Here is an 18,272-nt window from a genome sequence, read left to right as displayed (position 1 = left end):
TCCCCCGCTAATCAGCCTGTTACACACTAACCTTGAATGAAACCAGCTTCATTTCTTCATGAAAACCTGATTTTTTATAAAGATTAATTGCCGCAGCATTATTTTCATTAACACATAAAGAAACCTCGGTTACATTCATGTTTTCATACAAATAAGTTAGGCCTGCCTGTACGAGTTTTTTTCCTAAGCCTTTTTTTCGATGCTCCCTTGCCACGGCAATAAATTCAAGGTTTCCTTCTTGAAACACACAGTCTCCCTCAAGGAATACATATCCCTGAATAGACTGCTCACCATCTGGGACAATTAAAAGCCGCTTCTCTTCACTTAACTCGCAAATCATATCCGCACCTGTAAGATAAGTTTCTGGAAACAACTCGTCGTGCAGTTTAATGACTTCTTCATAATATGGAGGCGAAATTTCTTCAAGAATCTCGCCATTCGTTCCTTCTGTTTTGCTGACTAAGATTTGATGCTTGCCAGTTTCCATCGCTTTTAGAGATTCCATCCATCTAATTCCTTTTTTATTCTCTTCATGATAAAAAGCAAAGTACGTACCTATTTCTCTACTTTCCATCTTATTCATAAATTCATTCCAAAGCATATTCGTCTGTTCGCTCCAGTGACATGAGTTTAAAATGAATGGACCCCAGATTTCTGCCGATTGTTTTTTACTATCGATATCAAAACCAAGCGCAGCGATTAGTTGATTGTTCTCGGACAAAACGATAAAAGAATCTTCAAGCTCAAGATCAGAAAAGTCTTCCTCAAGTGTTTTTTGAATTTCTTTCCTGTCACTTCCACAATAGCCGGTATGGTTCTTTGGTTGACTATTTACTTCTGCAATAAAGGCCGACAACTCTTCAATATTCATTACGATGCCCTCCCTGAACAATTTTTCAAGTCAATCATACCAAAAATAAGTACTTGATACCCAAATTTGTAAATTAATAGATACTATATGGGTTCTTTTGCTATAATAAGAATATTGTTTAAGTTACGTCTGGAGTTGTCCAAATGAGAGATGCATATCGAAAAAATCATTTTGATACAAACTTATTATTTATCATTTTCTTATTCATGATTATTAGTTGTTTTTCTATATATAGTTCAGAAAAATACCTCCCTGATCCACCAAATCATTACGCATTCAAACAAGTTCGCTGGTATTTCATTGGGATTGTTTTATCAGCTTGTGTATACGTACTGGATTTCGAACAAATCAAAAAGATTTCTCTGTTTTCCTATATATTTGGGATACTCGTTTTAATTACACTCCACTTGTCACCTGAAAGCATTGCTCGAAAAATAAAGGGCGCTAAATCGTGGTTTTCAGTCCCTGGGTTTGGTTCTATTCAACCTTCAGAGTTTATGAAAATCTTTTTAATTATCTTTTTAGCAAAAATCATCGTTGATCACAATAAGAAATACGTAGATCGTTCACTGAAAACTGATTTTCGGTTAATTTTTAAAGTATTTTCTGCAACGGCGATTCCTTTAGGTTTAATTTTATTGCAGCCTGATGCTGGTACCGGAATGGTCATTATCGTTATATTGATTGGTATGTTATTTTTGTCGGGTATCAGCTGGAAAATCGTTGGCTTATTAGGGGTAATGGGTTCATCTATACTAGGGGTTCTTGTCCTGATTTATACAAAAGCACCGGACCTTTTATTGATTTTTCTAGATACCTACCAATTAGATAGGATTCATTCTTGGCTTGATCCCTTTCAATATAAGGGTGATATCGGTTATCAACTTTCACAATCTATTCTTGCTATCGGATCAGGAACGATGTATGGAAAAGGCTATTATAGCGGGCAAGTATATATTCCTGAGGCGCATTCAGACTTTATCTTTACCACCATTGGTGAAGAATATGGATTTCTTGGTGGAAGTGTAGTCATAACCCTATATTTTATTTTAATCTACCGAATTGTAGCCATTGCCCTGCTCAATAAAGGTTCTTATGAGAATCTTATTGCTGCCGGAGTCGTCTCCATGCTTACCTTCCATATTTTCGAAAACATCGGTATGGTAATGGGACTCGTACCCATTACCGGCATTCCGCTTCCGCTGCTCAGCTATGGAGGAAGTTCCATTTTGGGTACATTAATTGCGTTAAGTTTGATTCTAAACATATCTGCGAAAACGAAAAAATATATGTTTGAACAAGACTCGACGCGTGATTTATAAAACAGAACAATAGCAGCTGCCCACGAGGGGTCGCTGCTGTTTTTATGCAGAACCCATTTTCCTTTTGTCTGATCTTCTTTCAGCCCTTTGGCCAAAAGAAAAACCAGCTTTCACAGCTGGTTTTTTCAAGCATATTTTTTTTGATTATCATTCTGGAAAAAGCTCATCATCGCATGAAATACATCAGACTTTTGTTTTAAAATAAAGTAACGAAATTTTTCGTTGTTAATATTTTTATAGGCTGTCATTAAGGTAGAATGTCGATTATACTGATTTACCTCTCCATATCCAAACATATTAGAGACCTTCATCAATTCTTCAACTAATTTAACGCAGCGTGCATTATCGGATGTTAGATTATCCCCATCAGAAAAATGGAACGGATAGATGTTAAATTTAGCTGGGTCATATTTATAGTCAATAACTTCTAGGGCTTTGCGATATACTGATGAGCAGATGGTGCCCCCGCTCTCACCTTTAGTAAAGAATTCTTCTTCCGGAACAATTTTCGCTTCTGTATGATGTGCAATAAATTCAATTTCAACAGTTTCATATTTAGTACGTAAAAAACGATTCATCCAAAAGAAAAAACTACGTGCCATATATTTTTCCCATAACCCCATTGAACCTGACGTATCCATCATCGCTAGTACGACTGCCTTTGAGTCCGGTTTTACGACTTCATTCCAAGTCTTAAATTTAAAGTCATCTTTATAAATAGGATGAAAACTTGGATTACCATTCATCGCATTTCGTTTGAATGCAGACATCATGGTTTTTTTCTTATCGATATTCCCCATAAGTCCTGTTTTGCGAATGTCATTGAATTCAATATGTTCAATTGTATGTTCCGCTTGTTCCTTATGTTGCAGATTCGGCAGCTCCAACTGGCTGAAGAGAGCTTCTTCTATTTCTAGCATCGATACCTCTGCTTCATAATAGTCTTCCCCAGCTTGATCGCCAGCACCTGGCCCTTTGCCTGGACCTTGTTCAGGTTTACCGTCTCTAGCTACTACATCCCCTAACTCAGAATCGCCGTCCCCTTGCCCAACATGTTTATTCTTGTCGTAATTATACCGGATCTTATATTCATCTAATGACCGAATTGGAATCTTCACCACATCACGCCCATTGGACATGACTATACTTTCTTCTGAAATCAAATCAGGCAGATTATTTTTGATTGCTTCTTGTACCTTTTCCTGATGTCTCTGCTGATCGTCAAAGCCTTTCCGATGGAGGGACCAATTTTCCTGTGATATCACGAATTGATGACCGTTCTCTTCTGTCATACATTTTCCCCCCTAAAAAAAATGTGTGCACCTTTCTTTTTATCCCGCATACGATATGGTAATGTGACATGGACCTTCTGGATTAAGACTCATAGTTATTTGCGTAATCAACAGTGTTGTTAAAGAAAGTAATACTCTATCTTATGCAAGCTCCTCAGATAATTTACAACTTATTTAAAGAATGGGTGATCGACTAGATTAGTTGGACAGGCTTTTATAATGATTTACCCCTTTAAACAGTTGTTGTTTTTTCTAAAAAAAAAAGACCCCGCTAAGGAGACTCATTCTTTCTCTTCTATTTCTTCGACTTCTTCATGCTGTACGGTACCTGGACGTTTTCCCCATTCTTTTAATTCCTCGTTCGTCCGCAAGTTCTCCATTTGTTTGCCGAGGTTTTTCATTTCTTTCATATCTGGAGCCATCGAACTATTTTCTGGGACTTCTTCGTTTTTACTCATTAAAATCACCTCTGTTCCTCACTACCCTTTATTTCCATAAATTAACCAATTTCAAGGCAATTATTCATAGCTGTTTAGACTTGTTTTCCTAATAAATATTATCTCATTTCAACACATACCTTTTCTATATGTGGGTATAGATAACTATACTAGCCAGTAAAGGGGGAACCAAAACGATGCTTACTACAACCATGTATGTGAAAGAAGCCACCTCTGACGGTCCTATTCAAAATATCCAAACAATCTTGCAGCAAACTGAAGGAATAGAACGTGCCATGATTGATGTCGATGACGGCGAAATAAAAATTGAGTATCATCCCGAAAAAATTTCACCACAGCTTATTACGGTATTAATCGAACAAAATGGGTTACATGTTCGAACTGAAAAATAATGAGTTCTTCCTTTAACAGCCCTTTTCGAAAAAAGGACTGTTTTTTATTATTGGTATTGTTTTAAAATTTCTTGGAGTTTCATGGCAAGACCCATTTGACCATCAAGCTTTAACTTGCCAGTCATGAAGGCAAGTGTAGTATTCAAATCATCCTTTAGGAGTTTTGAAAAATTACTATCAGAGAGTTTTAGCGTAACATCGGGCTCTTTGCTCGGATTTTCGTCAACTACTACCTGGCCATCTTGCAGAATCATTTGAATGGTTCCGCTTTCATCTAACTCCACTTGAAATACTCGATTCTTTTGATCTTGAATATGCACAGGATTATCGTTCATTTTTTTCGCTAAGTCATGTAATTCAGCTACCACACTCATCCTATTACCCCCAAACAAGATTTATAAGAAAATATTACCATAAATAACCTTTAGGATGGTAGTTATTTAGCTATCTAAATTCCTTAACAGCTAAAAACCTGCCAGGATTCTGGCAGGTTTTTTTCTCAGCGATTTAATAAACTTCCAACATATTTCAATAAATCATTGGCAGATGTTGAGTTGTATCCATGTTCCTCAATAAGACGTGCGACTACTTCATTAACCTTCTTAAGCTGTCGTTCATCTGGTGTTTTAGTTGAGGTCGTGATTTTAACCACATCCTTAAGATCAGCGAACAATTTCTTTTGAATGGCTTCACGAAGGCGATCGTGGGAATTGTAATCGAACCGTTTGCCTTTACGGGCATAAGCAGAGATTCGAATTAAGATTTCCTCACGAAATGCTTTTTTAGCATTCTCAGAAATGCCAATTTGTTCTTCAATAGAACGCATTAGTTTTTCATCAGGTGAAAGTTCTTCTCCTGTCAGCGGGTCATGTAATCTTGATTTATTGCAATATGCTTCAACATTATCTAAATAATTATCCATCATTGTTTTTGCCGATTCCTCATACGAATAGACGAATGCTTTTTGAACTTCATTCTTCGCAATAGAATCATATTCCTTACGGGCAACGGAAATGTGGTTCAAGTATTTATCACGTAATTCTGCACTGATAGATGGATGCTGATCAAGTCCATCCTTCAAAGATAATAATACATCCAGTGCATTGATTGACGGAATTTCCTTTCGGATGATCGTCGATGAAATTCGATTAATGACATAACGTGGATCAATTCCACTCATGCCCTCATCCTGGTATTCCTTCTTCAATTCAGCAATATCAGAAGAATTGAACCCTTCTACATTTTCTCCATCATAGAGACGGAGCTTCTTAACTAAATCGATATCACCCTTTTTAGGTTCCTTTAAGCGTGTTAAAATACTAAAAGTTGCTGCTACTCTTAACGTGTGAGGGGCAATATGAACCTCAGAAACATCACTTTCATGAATCATTTTCTCATAAATTTTTTCTTCTTCCGTCACCTTCAAATTATATGGAACAGGCATAACAATAATCCGTGAATGAAGGGCTTCGTTTTTCTTATTTGAAATAAATGATTTATACTCAGTTTCATTTGTATGGGCAACAATTAATTCATCTGCACTAATTAACGCAAATCGGCCAGCTTTAAAATTCCCTTCCTGCGTTAGCGACAATAAATGCCAGAGGAACTTTTCATCACACTTCAGCATTTCCTGAAACTCCATCATCCCACGATTGGCTTTATTCAGCTCTCCATCAAAACGATAAGCTCGTGGATCTGATTCAGAACCAAATTCGGCTATGGTTGAGAAATCAATGCTTCCTGTCAAATCGGCTATATCCTGAGACTTAGGGTCAGAAGGACTAAATGTACCTATTCCAATCCGTTTATCTTCAGAAAGGAAAATACGTTCAACCAATACATCCTCAATTCGATTTCCAAACTCTTTTTCGAGTCTCATTAAATTGAGTGGTGATAAATTCCCTTCAATTCGAATTCCATATTCTTCAAAGAAATCATCTCGAAGTATATGCGGAATTAAATGAAGCGGGTCCTCATGCATAGGGCAGCCTTTAATAGCATAAATGGCACCCTGATTCTGAAGGGTATACGATTCTAACCCCCGTTTTAATAATGAAACAAGAGTTGATTTCCCTCCAGATACCGGTCCCATTAATAATAAAATCCGTTTACGAACATCAAGACGTTTTGCCGCAGGATGGAAATATTCTTCAACTAAACGCTCTAATGATTCTTCCAATCCAAACAGCTGTCCACTAAAAAAATTGTATTTTTTATGGCCATTGACCTCTTCAATTCCAGCATCTTTGATCATGTTATACACACGTGAATGTGCAGACTGAGCAACCAGCGGCTGTTTTTGGATAATATCCAAATATTCTGCAAAGGTACCTTCCCATTTTAGCTTTTGCTCTTCTTCTCGAAACCTGCCAATCTTTTTTAATATATCCATTTTCAGTACCTCCCCCTGTTACCTTTCAGAGACTACTTTAATCTATGCTTGGATTTGCCTAAACATGAATAAGTAACAGAAAAAGGTTGATGGTGGTGTGCCAGATTACACTTCTTTTCTTTGGAAATACGTAAAACCGCTAACGAAAAAGAGAAAAAAACTACTCACAACCACCCCATATAACGTTGCATCAAAAACTGGCAATCCTCCAACCTTGTCTGTCCATGAAAAAGCAGCTAGAAAAGGCTGTGCCCAAGGATAATAAGGAGCAAATTTTTCCGAATTCACAATTAAAATGTTGGGCAGTGTAAAAATCACATTTAATGCCATTGGTGCGGCGAAGCTTGACCAAATAGTAGAAACGAAAAGCTGCAGCGCTGCCAGCGGCAAACTAGCAAGTAGTGATCCACCAACACCTAAAAGGAATAATTCCCAAGGAATATCTCCTGGAAACCCTTTTATCCAACCGGTTATCAATAGAACGGCCAAGAATAACAGCTGGGTCAGCATCAGGAGTAATGCAACGATCAAAAACTTGGCTGTATAAACTACACCCCGGGATACTGGCTTTGCAAGCAGTTGCTTCCACCCTCCCTCTTCATGCTCAAATCGGCATGTACTGCTTGAAAAGATTCCCGCTAAAAGCGGCAGAAATAAAACGGAATGAGTGATATTCATATGAGCCATTAACTGCTCCCATTGAACAGGACCTTCGATGCCAATTCCTAGACCTATTAACGCAGCAAGTAACGGACTTACCAATGTTAAACACCATATTGAAGATTTCTGCATCTTGAGCAGCTCTGCATAAAACATCCGAAGCATTTAAAGCACATCCCTTCGGTAAAAATCCAGAAGACCAACTAGATAGACTAAGAGACCTGTTAATACTCCGGCTGCAGCTGAATACTCGACCTTTCCCCAGCTGTTTTCAAGAAAGAGCCATTTATAGGGAACCCAATCAGGCATAATGACCCCATATAAAGATAGAATGGTTCCGATAATCCCACATGTCAGTGCAATTGCTTGATTCTTTACGACAATGGAAAGCCATGTATGCAAAGCTGCAAAAGGCAGTGCCGCAAGAAACGGATAGTAGCTGATTTTCAAAAGGTATACTAATGGAATCTTCGTTCCAAAACCTAACGCTGCTCCTAAACCAATAAGCCCAAGTCCTAAGCATGTGCAGGAAATAAACAGCAAGAACGTAAGCAGCATAAATTTCGCAGTAAACAAACTACATTTTGAAACTGGCAGCGCCAGCATCTGTTTCCAAGAATTTGTTTGATGCTCAATACCAGCCAATATAGAAGCAACAATAGCTAGTCCCATCATTAACGCAGGAACAGCAAGTATCCTTGATTCATCAATTAACCCGCCCCATAGGTCATCCTGATATTGCTTAGTCAGCCAATCATACCTAAGCAGAAAATTAAATGCCTCTAAACCCACTACTCCCGCTGGTCCAAGAAACACAAGAAACCATACCCACTTTTTCTTCATCTTTAAGGTATCTATTAAAAGAAAACGAATCATTAAAGACTTGCCTCCCCATTTGTAATGGTTAGGAAAATCTCTTCTAAAGATTGCTTTTCTTCTTGAACTCGATATATCTCATACTTGTGGCTGATAATTACGTCAACCATTGCAGCAACTTTTGCATCTGCAAGATAATCTACATACACAATCCCTTCTTCATTTACAGCATAACTGCTATTGATTAACATCCTTACTGCTTCTGGATCGTTAACATGGAAGCCTATTCGACTCCTCGATCTTTTTCTTATTTCTTCAATAGAGTTTTGAAAAACTAATTGTCCTTTCGCAATGATTCCAAGCTGGGTAGCCATCAGGTCGATTTCTGATAATAAATGACTCGAAACAAGAACCGTTGTCCCATGCTCCTTCGGCAATGACTTAATTAATTCGCGGATCTCATGAATTCCTGATGGATCGAGTCCATTTGTCGGTTCATCAAGAATTAAAAGCTCCGGATTTCCAAGCATGGCTGCAGCAATACCGAGCCGTTGCTTCATACCAAGAGAAAAACCCTTAACTGGCCGTTTCGCTTCCCTGTTTAATCGAACAATAGAGAGCACTTCATCGATTCTTGATTTGGGTATCTCTAGAAGTCTACGAAGTACCTCTAAGTTTTCATAAGCTGTTAAATGACCATAGTAAGATGGCGACTCTACCAGAGAACCTGTTTTTTTCAAAATATGAGATTTGTTTTCCAACAGGTCCTTGCCGAACATTTCAATCGTTCCACTGCTCGGTCTAGCAAGCCCGAGTAACATTCGAATCGTAGTTGTTTTCCCAGCCCCATTTGGCCCTAAAAAACCATAAATTTCTCCCTGTTTAATTTGTAAATCAAGGTTCTCTACAACTTTTCTCTTTTTAAATGTCTTCGTTAATCCCTTTGTTTGAATCATAAACTTTTCCACAAATCTCACCTCTAGATTAATCATAAAACGCCTAGGTTAAAAGGAGATATCTGGAAAGGTTAAATTCTGGTTAAGAAACAAGTAAACGTACTAAAAAAGACTGCCGACACAATAGAGTCAGCAGTCTTCTCGTACTTATTCAAAATCAATGAGGAGGTTGAATGGTAATCATCGTTCCTGATTCACCACTTTTAATGGTCAAACCCAACTTCATAGTCTTAAGCATCATAGTAACAATCGATAAGCCAATACCTGCACCTTTTGCCGCCGACTGCCCGTCCATTCCCTTTCCATGGTCACTCACACTAAGACCCAAATGATTAAAAGTGATCCCGATATACTTACCAGAAACCGCATGACGATTGACATTTTGAAATACATTATCAAGTACTCGTTCAAACCATTGAGGGTCAATGGTCCAAAATATTGGCGTATCGATAATATCTAATTCAATGATAAATCCTTCCTTTTCAAAGACTGGGTACCAAGCAGCACTTGACGACCGGACGATCCTCGCTGCATCTATACGCTCCGGATGAAACGGATATTTCCCTGAGGAAAGGAGTGTATAACTCATTAAGTTCTCAATCAATTGTCCCAAGTAATCCACCTTAGCGTCAATGGATGCTAGTGAAGAATGTCCTTGATTCGTTAATGGCTCTCTTTTAAGGCGAAAAGCATGTCCCCTTATTGTTGTTAAAGGTGTCCGTAAATCATGAGATAGATTTGCAATTAACTGTCTCCTCAATTCCTCTTCCTCTTTTTCTCGCTCACGACTCACTTCCAACTTACCAATCATATTATTAAAAGATTCCTCTAATTGACCAATTTCGTCTCTTTTTTCAATGACCAACGGCGAAGGAATCCCATTTTCTGTCGGTATCGTCATTGCATTCTGAACCCTTAGTAACCGTTTACGAATGCGATAGAAGAAAATGAAAGAAATAAAGATAAAGCCGCATAGAATGATAAAAATACCGATAATCCAGAGTAGATTGTATTTTTGATATAGTAACTCATCGTTGGTTTTCATAAGATTCCGCGGAACCTGCGTAACAATGAATCCCTGTTTATTAGTTTTCCCCAGCATCGTTACCAGCGTATATGGATCTGCATCAGAACCCCGATTTTTTTTCATAAACTCAACAGTGTACCCTGCGGACCAAATCTCAGGAATATCATTCTGATAAGCATTTTGGCGCGTCCTTCCTTCAGCATCTACCCAAAAGATATCTGCCTTTTTGAAAGACGCTTGAATGTTTTTCACCTGTTGGTCTACATCCGCTATGTCTGCACCATCCAGCTCTTTTGCCGTTTTTTTTACGTTCTTTTCCAAAGTAGATCCGCTTTGATAACTAGTCGACACTCCTTCTCTCAACGGCAGCATCAGTAATGACGTCAACGGAAACGAAAAGGGCAAAATAATGATTGCTAAAAAAATAATCAGTACATATCTCGTTAATAATGACTGAAACCATCTCATTGGCGTACCCGGTAGCCCAGCCCGCGGATCGTTTCAATAATTTTTGGAAAACCTGGCCTTTCTTCAATTTTTTCACGGATGTGTCGAATATGAACCATCACTGACTTATCTCCAACGATAAATGCTTCACCCCAAACCGCCTCGTAAATCTGCTCCTTTGATAAAATCTGATTGGGGTGTCTCAGAAAATACATAAAGATGCGAAATTGTTTTCCTGTTAAGAGAATTTCTTGATTGGTACGACGATCAAGAATTTGATTTTGATGGAGATTAATCTTCAGATGAGCAATTTCTAGGTCACTCTCCGTAATCTGGCCTATTCTTCTGAGCAGAACTTCAATTCTTGCGGCCAATTCATCTGGATGAAAAGGTTTCGTTAGGTAATCATCTGCAAATTGCAGGCCATACAGTTTATCATCCACACTTGAACGAGCTGATAACATAAGAATCGGGGTATGCGGATACCTTTGTTTAAGCCTCTGTCCTACTGTAAACCCATCCAGTCCAGGAAGCATCACATCTAAAATGATTATTTCTACATTTTCCTCAAAAGACAGCGCTTCTTCTCCTGATTTAAGCCAATGTACTATATATCCTCTTTCTGCTAAATCATCTTCACATAATTTCCCTATATCCGCATCATCTTCTATATATAAAATTCTCGTCATAGTATACTCCATATCTTTTATTTTTCTATTTATTACTAGTTTAGTTAACTATTATGAAAAAGAAAAGACTGGATATGAAAGAAAATCTGCTGCTCACGTTCACAACAGATGGAAATTGGGGTATACTATTTTTATACTATAATTTGGGACAATACAATACAAAGGGGGCTGCCACATGGGTACAGTCATTATTGTTGCTGTTTCTATTACGTTTTTAGCTGCAATCTTCACTGCAGGTTATAACGATAAGCCACACGCATAAATACATAAAAGAGCTGCCAACTTTATTGGCAGCTCTTTTCTTTACCGTTTATTCAGCCCTTGGCTCTCGATATAATCCTTCAAGTACAGCCTTGATTTTTTCCCAAGCATAGCCGTCATTTGACATGTCCAATTTTCTTTACGCAAACCATTTGACCGTTTAAGATAATACGATCGGATAATCCGGTTAAATTGTTCTAACTGTTCATTGAAAATTTCAGGGTCACTTTGGTACTCATTTTCATGATAAATGTTTTCAAGAGGAAGCCTTGGTTTTTTGGCAGAAGGATTCGTTGGATACCCAGCTACTAACCCAAATAGTGGAATGACTCTCTTAGGAATTCCTAAAAGTTTCGATACTTCCGACAGATTATTACGCAGACCTCCAATATAACAGATGCCTAATCCCATTGATTCAGCTGCTATAGCAGCGTTTTGTGCAGCCAATGCTGCGTCGATAGAAGCAACTAAGAATTTCTCCGTACTTTCAAGTGCTTCTGTCACATCAGCATTTTCCATTTCTGCAGCTCTTTGAAGACGCTGCAAGTCAGCACAAAATACGAATAAATGGCCATTTTTTGCAACATATGTCTGCGGTCCTGCTATTTCTGCAAGAGCGGCCTTCTTCTCAGGATCGGTTACACCAATGATTGTATACGCTTGAATATAGCTTGAAGTGGATGCTGCTTGAGCACATAGAACCATCGTTTCAATTTGTTCCTTTGATAGAAGCTTGTCCTCAAATGATCGAATTGATCTATGATCTAAAATCGTTTCAACTAATTTATTCATGACCATCACCTCCAGAAGTATCCTTCCCTTTTCTGTTCCCCAAAGAATCACTAATGAATCAGTTGTGCAAAGATAAACCAACCTCCTCGCACAACGTTAGATTCAATCTTTCATTATGATATCTAAATTGCGATAGTCTTGCTGCCGTAATGCTTCATATACCAAAATAGCTGCGGTATTGGATAAATTAAGTGAACGTACTTTATCCGTCATTGGGATGCGCAGACAACGATCAAGGTTATCTTGAATTAAATCTTTTGGAAGACCAGTGGTTTCGCGTCCGAAAATGAAATAATGCTCTTTATTTTGATCACTAAAATCAAAAGTGGTATGTGGTTTCTCACCAAATTTACTTATATAAAAGTACTCTCCGCCTGCATTTTTCTCAAAAAATTCTTCTAATGAATCATAATAATGAATTTTCACATGTTCCCAATAATCAAGTCCTGCTCTTTTCAACATCTTATCGTCTGTTGAAAAGCCTAGAGGGCGGATCATATGAAGCGTTGTATCAGTAGCTGCACAAGTCCTCGATATATTTCCGGTATTCGCAGGAATTTGCGGCTGGTATAAAACTACATGTATGGACACTTTCTTTTCACCTCTTGTTTTTTCTTCAACACATAGTATATCACTAAATAAACGTTGAAAAAACAGAACAAGTTCTTTAGGTACCGTCCAATATTAAGTAGAATTTATATTTAATATTTGGTGTGTATGCCGTAGAGTCCTCATACGCCCAATAACGATGCCTGCTGTTAGTTGTATGTGCATTTACAAGCGGCATACCATTTTGGTCCTTAGCCGTAACAATCAACGAATGATCAAACCGGCCGTCACCCTGAAAATCCACACAAATGATATCGCCTAAATCAAGCTCTTCTGGGCGTTGTACTTCCTTCGTCCGAATCCCCTGCCCCCTATCCAAGAGCTGCTGAAGAGCATTAGCAACAGTCCAGCTATAACTCCATACCGTTCCGCTCATCCACCAGCCAGTGCTTCTCTTCGGACTCCCCCACATAGGTATGCCTCCAGCATGAAGACATTGAGAAATAAAGCTTGAACAATCGTCCGTAAATTTTGGATAGGCAGGATTAAATTCATTCCACCAACGCTCTGCATATTGAACTGCCTTTAATCGACTATATCGGTAGTTTAGTCGTTCCGGTATTGATTCGACAGCTGGTACACCCGGGCCGCGTTCTTGATAGGAAGGTTGGATTTGCCAATCATCATTCAGTTTTCCAGAATGAAATAACGCTCTTCGCTGCTCCAGCTCCTCTTCAATATAAAACAATGTCCCGTGCTTGATTAAATATTTAAAATGCACCTGGTAATCCAACCAATGTTCATCGCCCTTTTCTGTATCATTTATAATACGTCCAATTGCTTGGACCCTCACAATTTCTGCATCTCTCGTTCGAAGGCATGCCCGTTTATTCACTAACCTATCGCTTCCGTTTTCACCATCCCCATCAATAACCAAAAGCTGCACACGCACGGCCAGTAAATCTTTTAGCTGCTCTTTCAATCTGCTTCCTCCTTGTCATCTTTTACTTCAATGTATGAATGACAGCTTGTTAAAAGTTTCAAAATGGTAAGGAAATATCGATCTCATAAAAAAAGCCTCTCCGAAGTTATGCGGAGAGACCAGCCAATCATTATTTATCCTGCATTTGTAATCCTTTTTCAATTTCTTGGAGAACTTCTTGATCCTGTTCTTCACTCTTAGCTAGCTTTAATGCCAGATATGCTTCATCCCCGCCAATTTTACCTATGGCCCAAGCCGCAGTTCCTCGAATCACAGGACGTGGATCCTCTCTTACCAGATCCATTAATTCAGGTAATGCTGTTTCATCCTTAAAATGAGCAAGAGCGATAATGGCATTACGTTGAATTGGTTTTTTTCCTCGCCATGATCCAGATACATGACCGAATTTATCCTTAAAGTCGCGATTACTCATCGTTAATAACGGACGCAGCAGTGGTTTAGCAAGTTCAGGATCAGGTTCCATTTCTTCATGAAAATGGTAGTCCTTCCCCTTATTTTCGGGACAAACGGTTTGACATGTATCACATCCATATAAACGGTTACCAAGCTTAGTTCGGTATTCATCCGGAAGAAATCCTTTTGTTTGTGTTAAAAAGGCTATGCATTTGCTCGAATCAAGCTGACCACCTTGAACCAGTGCTCCAGTCGGACATACATCCACACACTTATTGCACTCTCCACAGCGATCCTCCATGGGCGTATCCGGTTCAAATGGAAGACTCGTAATGATATCCCCTAAATACACATATGAACCAAACTCCGGGGTAATAATTGAGCAATTTTTTCCGCTCCAGCCAATTCCCGCACGCTCAGCTACAGCTCGATCCACCAACTCCCCAGTATCTACCATAGATTTAATGACTACCTCTGGTACTTTCTCTTTCAGGAATTCTTCTAGCAGTGCCATTTTTTTTCGTAACACCGTATGATAATCTGTTCCCCAAGACGCACGGCAAAAAATTCCGCGCCTCTCTCCCCTCTTACTTTGAGGAGGATTTTTCAGCTTTGAGGGATACGCCAGCGCAATTGAGATAATAGAACGAGCTTCTGGTACTACCAAAGCAGGATTTACCCGTTTTTCAATATCAGGCTCTTCAAAACCTGATTGATAGTTAAGCTCCTGCTGCCGAAGAAGTCTATTTTTCATTTCATCAAAAGTATTCGCTGTCGTGAAGCCAATCTTATCAATGCCAATTTCCTTACTATATATAATCAATTCTTGTTTAAGTGCTTGAAAATCCACGAATTATGCCTCTTTTCGTTGCTTACTATCACTACCAAATGGAACAACAACTTTTTAAACCATTGGTATCTATGATAAACTACTTTCAAGTATTTTTGGAGGTGTAACGTATGGAAATCTCGATTCATCCTGAACTCTGTAAGAAAGTCCCTGGTTTTAAGGCTGGCATTATCCAATATTCTGGCATAGAAGTAGGCCCATCACCACAAATGGTCAAAGGGAGACTTCAATTGTTTCAGGAATCCCTTTATTTTGATTTACTAGATAAAGAACTGACCGATTTTTCTGGTCTTAGAGAATGGCGCCAAATTTTTAAAGCAGCCGGAACCGATCCTTCCCGTTACCGACCTTCTGTAGAAGCTTTGTACAGAAGAATTAAAAAACAGAATTATCTTCTACCCGTCCATTCAGCCATAGATTTAAATACCTTTTTCTCCCTTCAATATGAAGTACCAATCGGCATTTATGATCTGGCTGAGCTTAAGACAGGAATCACCATCAGGATTGGTTATCCTAATGAAGAATATACGGGATTGAACAGCCGCACTAATTCCCTACATAATATGATTACATCAGCTGATGATTTGGGTCCTTTTGGGAGTCCATATATCGATTCAATCCGAACCAAGGTAACAGAAGAAACGACTGAAGCCCTTCAAATCATCTACTTAAAATCGTCTATTTCCATTGAGGAAGGCGATCAGTTGACAAAATCACTCATGAATATGTTTTTGCAAGTACACGGCGGAGAAGGTTCCTATCAAGTCCTTTCTTGCTGAATGCTGCATAAGGAAAAAAAACGCCCATTTTTAATTTGGGCGTTTTTAGTCCTCAACACTAGCTAAATCTAATTGCAGCTGTTGTGAAGCCAGTTTCTTATAAAGAGTATGGCTCTCTATCAATTGATGATGCGTTCCCCGCCCTGTAATCCGACCATCTTCTAGGACTAATAATTGATCGGCTTCAATAACCGTTGACAGCCGATGGGCAATAATTAATGTCGTACGGCCTTTCATTAAGTTCTTAATTGCATGCTGCACCAACTGCTCCGACTCACTGTCCAGATTAGATGTTGCTTCATCAAGCAAGAGAATACGCGGGTCCCGCAGGATAGCCCGGGCAATAGCAATACGCTGTCTTTGTCCCCCTGACAGCTTAACTCCTCGTTCCCCAACCTCTGTGTCATAACGGTTTGGCAATTTTTCAATAAAACGGTTGGCATTCGCCATACTTGCCGCGTGCCGAACTTCTTCGTCTGTAATATCCCTGCCTACTCCATAACAGATATTATCTCTAATAGTCCCTGTCATAACGGGACTATCTTGTGATACATACCCAATTTGTGACCGCCATAACGAAAGGTCTATATCAGAGATTTTCACACCGCCTATTGTAACAGTTCCGCTGTCTGGTTGATAAAATCGCTCTATCAGTGAAAAAATAGTTGTTTTACCACCACCGCTTGGACCCACTAATGCGATTGTACTAGTTGCAGGTACTGTAAAAGACACGCTAGTCAATATAGGTTTTGAGTGTTCGTACGAAAACATAACCTGTTCAAAGGTTAAATCGCCATGCATGACTCCTTCTTTTCCCGCGTATGATTCTTGCTCTAAATTAAGCAGATGCTGAATCCGGTCTGTAGCCCCCAGCGCTTTCTGAAATGCAGTAAAAAAGGAAGCCATCTGGCTGAAAGGAACGACAATTTGGAACATATAAATAATAATAGCCACAAGAGTTCCTGCAGTTAACGCACCTGAAGCTACTCTAATTCCGCCGTAACCGATTAATATCACCAGAATCATCATCATAATAGTCGTCATAAAGGGAGAAATAACGGCCTGAATTCTTGCTTCCTTTAACCCAAAACGAAATAATTTTCCGACTCCTGAGAACCCTTTCTCCTTTTCCAGTGCCTCACCGTTATAGGATTTGACCAATCGAATTTCACTTAAGACCCTTCCCAAGTTCCCGCTGAAAGAAGCCATCTCGTCCTGTGTTGATCGAGATACTTTATACATCTTCCTTCCAAGAGGCATTAAAATTAGTAAAGATATTGGAATGATTCCAAGCATAATAGAAGTCATTCGCCAATCAAGCATAAATAATATGATTATAGAGCCAATAATAGAGACAATTCCCGAAATAAACGTAACCAAATGATTGGTTATTACAGTCTTAATTGTAGTTGTATCTTGGGTAATTCTGCTCAATGTTTCTCCTGATTGATTTGCATCAAAAAAGGAAACAGGTAACCGCAGCACATGGTCCCATAACTTCCGACGAATACCTGCGACCAAATTCTCACCGATGTACATTAAAAAATAAAAGGAAACCCCACCTGCGACTGTCTGAATAATAAATGCTGCCAACAGCAGGATAATCACGCCTGTTTCTATTCCACTTCCAGACATCTGATCTACAAGTCCTTTTGTAAACAAGGGGACAATTAACGCGGCTCCTGTTTCCAACAGACTTAATCCGATTACAAAAACAATCATTGCAATCGGGAGCTTCTCGGATTTTAATAGTACAAAAAACGACCGCCAATTAGCTTTCGGTTCCACCTTTACCTCACTCATTCATTTTCCTCCACCCCAACAATTAGTTAAATTATAGGCAAAATCCAAGTTTATTACAAATATTGAAAACAAAAAAAACACACCATAATGGTATGCACAAAGAAAAAACGCAATATTTCGTTCTCATATGTAACGAAAAACTGCGTTGTGATATGTATGGAGCGGGTGAAGGGAATCGAACCCTCATCATCAGCTTGGAAGGCTGAGGTTTTACCACTAAACTACACCCGCATATATGATTTTTATGGAGCGGGTGAAGGGAATCGAACCCTCATCATCAGCTTGGAAGGCTGAGGTTTTACCACTAAACTACACCCGCATATATGATTTTTTTATGGAGCGGGTGAAGAGAATCGAACTCTCATCATCAGCTTGGAAGGCTGAGGTTTTACCACTAAACTACACCCGCAGATATTGTTGAATCTTGTCGAAAAACTTAACAGAATTAATTATAGTCCCTTTTCTAAAGATATGCAACCCCATAATCAGACTTTCTATTTATTTTTATGCAAACATA

Annotated in this window: 18 protein-coding genes and 3 tRNA genes; 3 read left to right on the top strand and 18 right to left on the bottom strand. The window is 38.9% G+C overall.

Annotated elements, in window-relative coordinates:
- Window positions 1-19: 19 nt before the first annotated feature.
- Window positions 20-871 (bottom strand): GNAT family N-acetyltransferase, encoded by an 852-nt coding sequence (locus MHI18_RS15045; RefSeq protein WP_340848497.1) that lies wholly within the window; start codon window positions 869-871, stop codon window positions 20-22.
- A 143-nt stretch (window positions 872-1,014) separates the two neighbouring features.
- Between MHI18_RS15045 and MHI18_RS15040 the strand changes: the two genes are divergently transcribed.
- On the top strand, window positions 1,015-2,193 hold the full coding sequence (locus tag MHI18_RS15040) for an FtsW/RodA/SpoVE family cell cycle protein (protein ID WP_340848495.1): 1,179 nt from the start codon (window positions 1,015-1,017) through the stop codon (window positions 2,191-2,193).
- Between the two features lie 125 nt (window positions 2,194-2,318).
- Here the strand turns inward: MHI18_RS15040 and yhbH are convergent, their stop codons facing one another.
- Both yhbH and MHI18_RS15030 read right to left on the bottom strand, forming a co-directional pair.
- Window positions 2,319-3,485 (bottom strand): sporulation protein YhbH, encoded by a 1,167-nt coding sequence (gene yhbH / locus MHI18_RS15035; protein ID WP_340848494.1) that lies wholly within the window; start codon window positions 3,483-3,485, stop codon window positions 2,319-2,321.
- 281 nt (window positions 3,486-3,766) lie between these two features.
- Window positions 3,767-3,943 carry a hypothetical protein gene (locus MHI18_RS15030; protein WP_340848493.1) on the bottom strand — a complete coding sequence of 59 codons (177 nt, stop codon included), beginning with the start codon at window positions 3,941-3,943 and terminating at the stop codon, window positions 3,767-3,769.
- 176 nt (window positions 3,944-4,119) lie between these two features.
- On the opposite strand from MHI18_RS15030, the gene MHI18_RS15025 reads away from it, so the two are divergent.
- Window positions 4,120-4,335, top strand: coding sequence for a hypothetical protein (locus MHI18_RS15025; RefSeq protein WP_340848491.1), 216 nt, complete (start codon window positions 4,120-4,122; stop codon window positions 4,333-4,335).
- A 47-nt stretch (window positions 4,336-4,382) separates the two neighbouring features.
- Here MHI18_RS15025 and MHI18_RS15020 read toward each other — a convergent pair whose 3' ends face one another.
- From MHI18_RS15020 to queG, 11 genes are all read right to left on the bottom strand, one after another.
- Window positions 4,383-4,709 carry an SCP2 sterol-binding domain-containing protein gene (locus tag MHI18_RS15020; RefSeq protein ID WP_340848489.1) on the bottom strand — a complete coding sequence of 109 codons (327 nt, stop codon included), beginning with the start codon at window positions 4,707-4,709 and terminating at the stop codon, window positions 4,383-4,385.
- A gap of 125 nt (window positions 4,710-4,834) precedes the next feature.
- The gene (locus MHI18_RS15015; protein ID WP_340848488.1) at window positions 4,835-6,730 is read right to left on the bottom strand and encodes a PrkA family serine protein kinase; all 1,896 of its coding nucleotides are present in this window, start codon (window positions 6,728-6,730) and stop codon (window positions 4,835-4,837) included.
- A 105-nt stretch (window positions 6,731-6,835) separates the two neighbouring features.
- Window positions 6,836-7,555: an ABC transporter permease gene (locus MHI18_RS15010; protein WP_340848486.1), complete on the bottom strand. Its 720-nt coding sequence runs from the start codon at window positions 7,553-7,555 to the stop codon at window positions 6,836-6,838.
- Window positions 7,556-8,266, bottom strand: a complete 711-nt coding sequence (locus MHI18_RS15005) for an ABC transporter permease (RefSeq protein WP_340848483.1) — start codon at window positions 8,264-8,266, stop codon at window positions 7,556-7,558.
- The gene (locus tag MHI18_RS15000) at window positions 8,266-9,162 is read right to left on the bottom strand and encodes an ABC transporter ATP-binding protein (protein ID WP_340848481.1); all 897 of its coding nucleotides are present in this window, start codon (window positions 9,160-9,162) and stop codon (window positions 8,266-8,268) included. The genes MHI18_RS15005 and MHI18_RS15000 overlap by 1 nt, the downstream gene beginning before the upstream one ends.
- 157 nt (window positions 9,163-9,319) lie before the next feature.
- Window positions 9,320-10,657: a HAMP domain-containing sensor histidine kinase gene (locus tag MHI18_RS14995; protein ID WP_340848480.1), complete on the bottom strand. Its 1,338-nt coding sequence runs from the start codon at window positions 10,655-10,657 to the stop codon at window positions 9,320-9,322.
- A complete protein-coding gene (locus MHI18_RS14990) occupies window positions 10,654-11,325 on the bottom strand; it encodes a response regulator transcription factor (RefSeq protein ID WP_340848478.1) in 672 nt (223 codons plus the stop codon). Before MHI18_RS14990 ends, MHI18_RS14995 begins: the two co-directional genes overlap by 4 nt.
- Window positions 11,326-11,628: 303 nt before the next feature.
- Window positions 11,629-12,378, bottom strand: a complete 750-nt coding sequence (gene nfsA, locus MHI18_RS14985) for an oxygen-insensitive NADPH nitroreductase (RefSeq protein WP_340848477.1) — start codon at window positions 12,376-12,378, stop codon at window positions 11,629-11,631.
- 102 nt (window positions 12,379-12,480) lie between these two features.
- On the bottom strand, window positions 12,481-12,969 hold the full coding sequence (trmL, locus tag MHI18_RS14980; protein ID WP_340848476.1) for a tRNA (uridine(34)/cytosine(34)/5-carboxymethylaminomethyluridine(34)-2'-O)-methyltransferase TrmL: 489 nt from the start codon (window positions 12,967-12,969) through the stop codon (window positions 12,481-12,483).
- Between the two features lie 76 nt (window positions 12,970-13,045).
- Complete coding sequence (locus tag MHI18_RS14975) at window positions 13,046-13,909, bottom strand: amidase domain-containing protein (protein WP_340848475.1); 864 nt, start codon at window positions 13,907-13,909, stop codon at window positions 13,046-13,048.
- Between the two features lie 130 nt (window positions 13,910-14,039).
- On the bottom strand, window positions 14,040-15,173 hold the full coding sequence (queG, locus tag MHI18_RS14970) for a tRNA epoxyqueuosine(34) reductase QueG (RefSeq protein ID WP_340848474.1): 1,134 nt from the start codon (window positions 15,171-15,173) through the stop codon (window positions 14,040-14,042).
- Window positions 15,174-15,283: 110 nt separating this feature from the next.
- Between queG and MHI18_RS14965 the strand changes: the two genes are divergently transcribed.
- Complete coding sequence (locus tag MHI18_RS14965; RefSeq protein ID WP_340848473.1) at window positions 15,284-15,952, top strand: B3/B4 domain-containing protein; 669 nt, start codon at window positions 15,284-15,286, stop codon at window positions 15,950-15,952.
- 45 nt (window positions 15,953-15,997) lie between these two features.
- On the opposite strand, the gene MHI18_RS14960 is transcribed toward MHI18_RS14965, so the two are convergent.
- The 4 genes from MHI18_RS14960 to MHI18_RS14945 all read right to left on the bottom strand — a co-directional run bounded on the left by MHI18_RS14960 (window position 15,998) and on the right by MHI18_RS14945 (window position 18,164).
- Entirely contained in the window at window positions 15,998-17,755 is a 1,758-nt protein-coding gene (locus MHI18_RS14960; RefSeq protein WP_340848471.1) for an ABC transporter ATP-binding protein, read from the bottom strand.
- A gap of 157 nt (window positions 17,756-17,912) precedes the next feature.
- Window positions 17,913-17,986 (bottom strand) — tRNA-Gly (locus MHI18_RS14955).
- A 14-nt stretch (window positions 17,987-18,000) separates the two neighbouring features.
- A tRNA-Gly gene (locus MHI18_RS14950) sits at window positions 18,001-18,074 on the bottom strand.
- Between the two features lie 16 nt (window positions 18,075-18,090).
- Window positions 18,091-18,164: transfer RNA gene (locus MHI18_RS14945), tRNA-Gly, on the bottom strand.
- Window positions 18,165-18,272 lie beyond the last annotated feature (108 nt).

The sequence above is a fragment of the Peribacillus sp. FSL H8-0477 genome, assembly GCF_038002765.1.
Lineage (GTDB): Bacteria > Bacillota > Bacilli > Bacillales > DSM-1321 > Peribacillus.
Note: the sequence above shows the minus strand (reverse complement) of the source record. Positions and strands in the feature narration are given on the sequence as shown.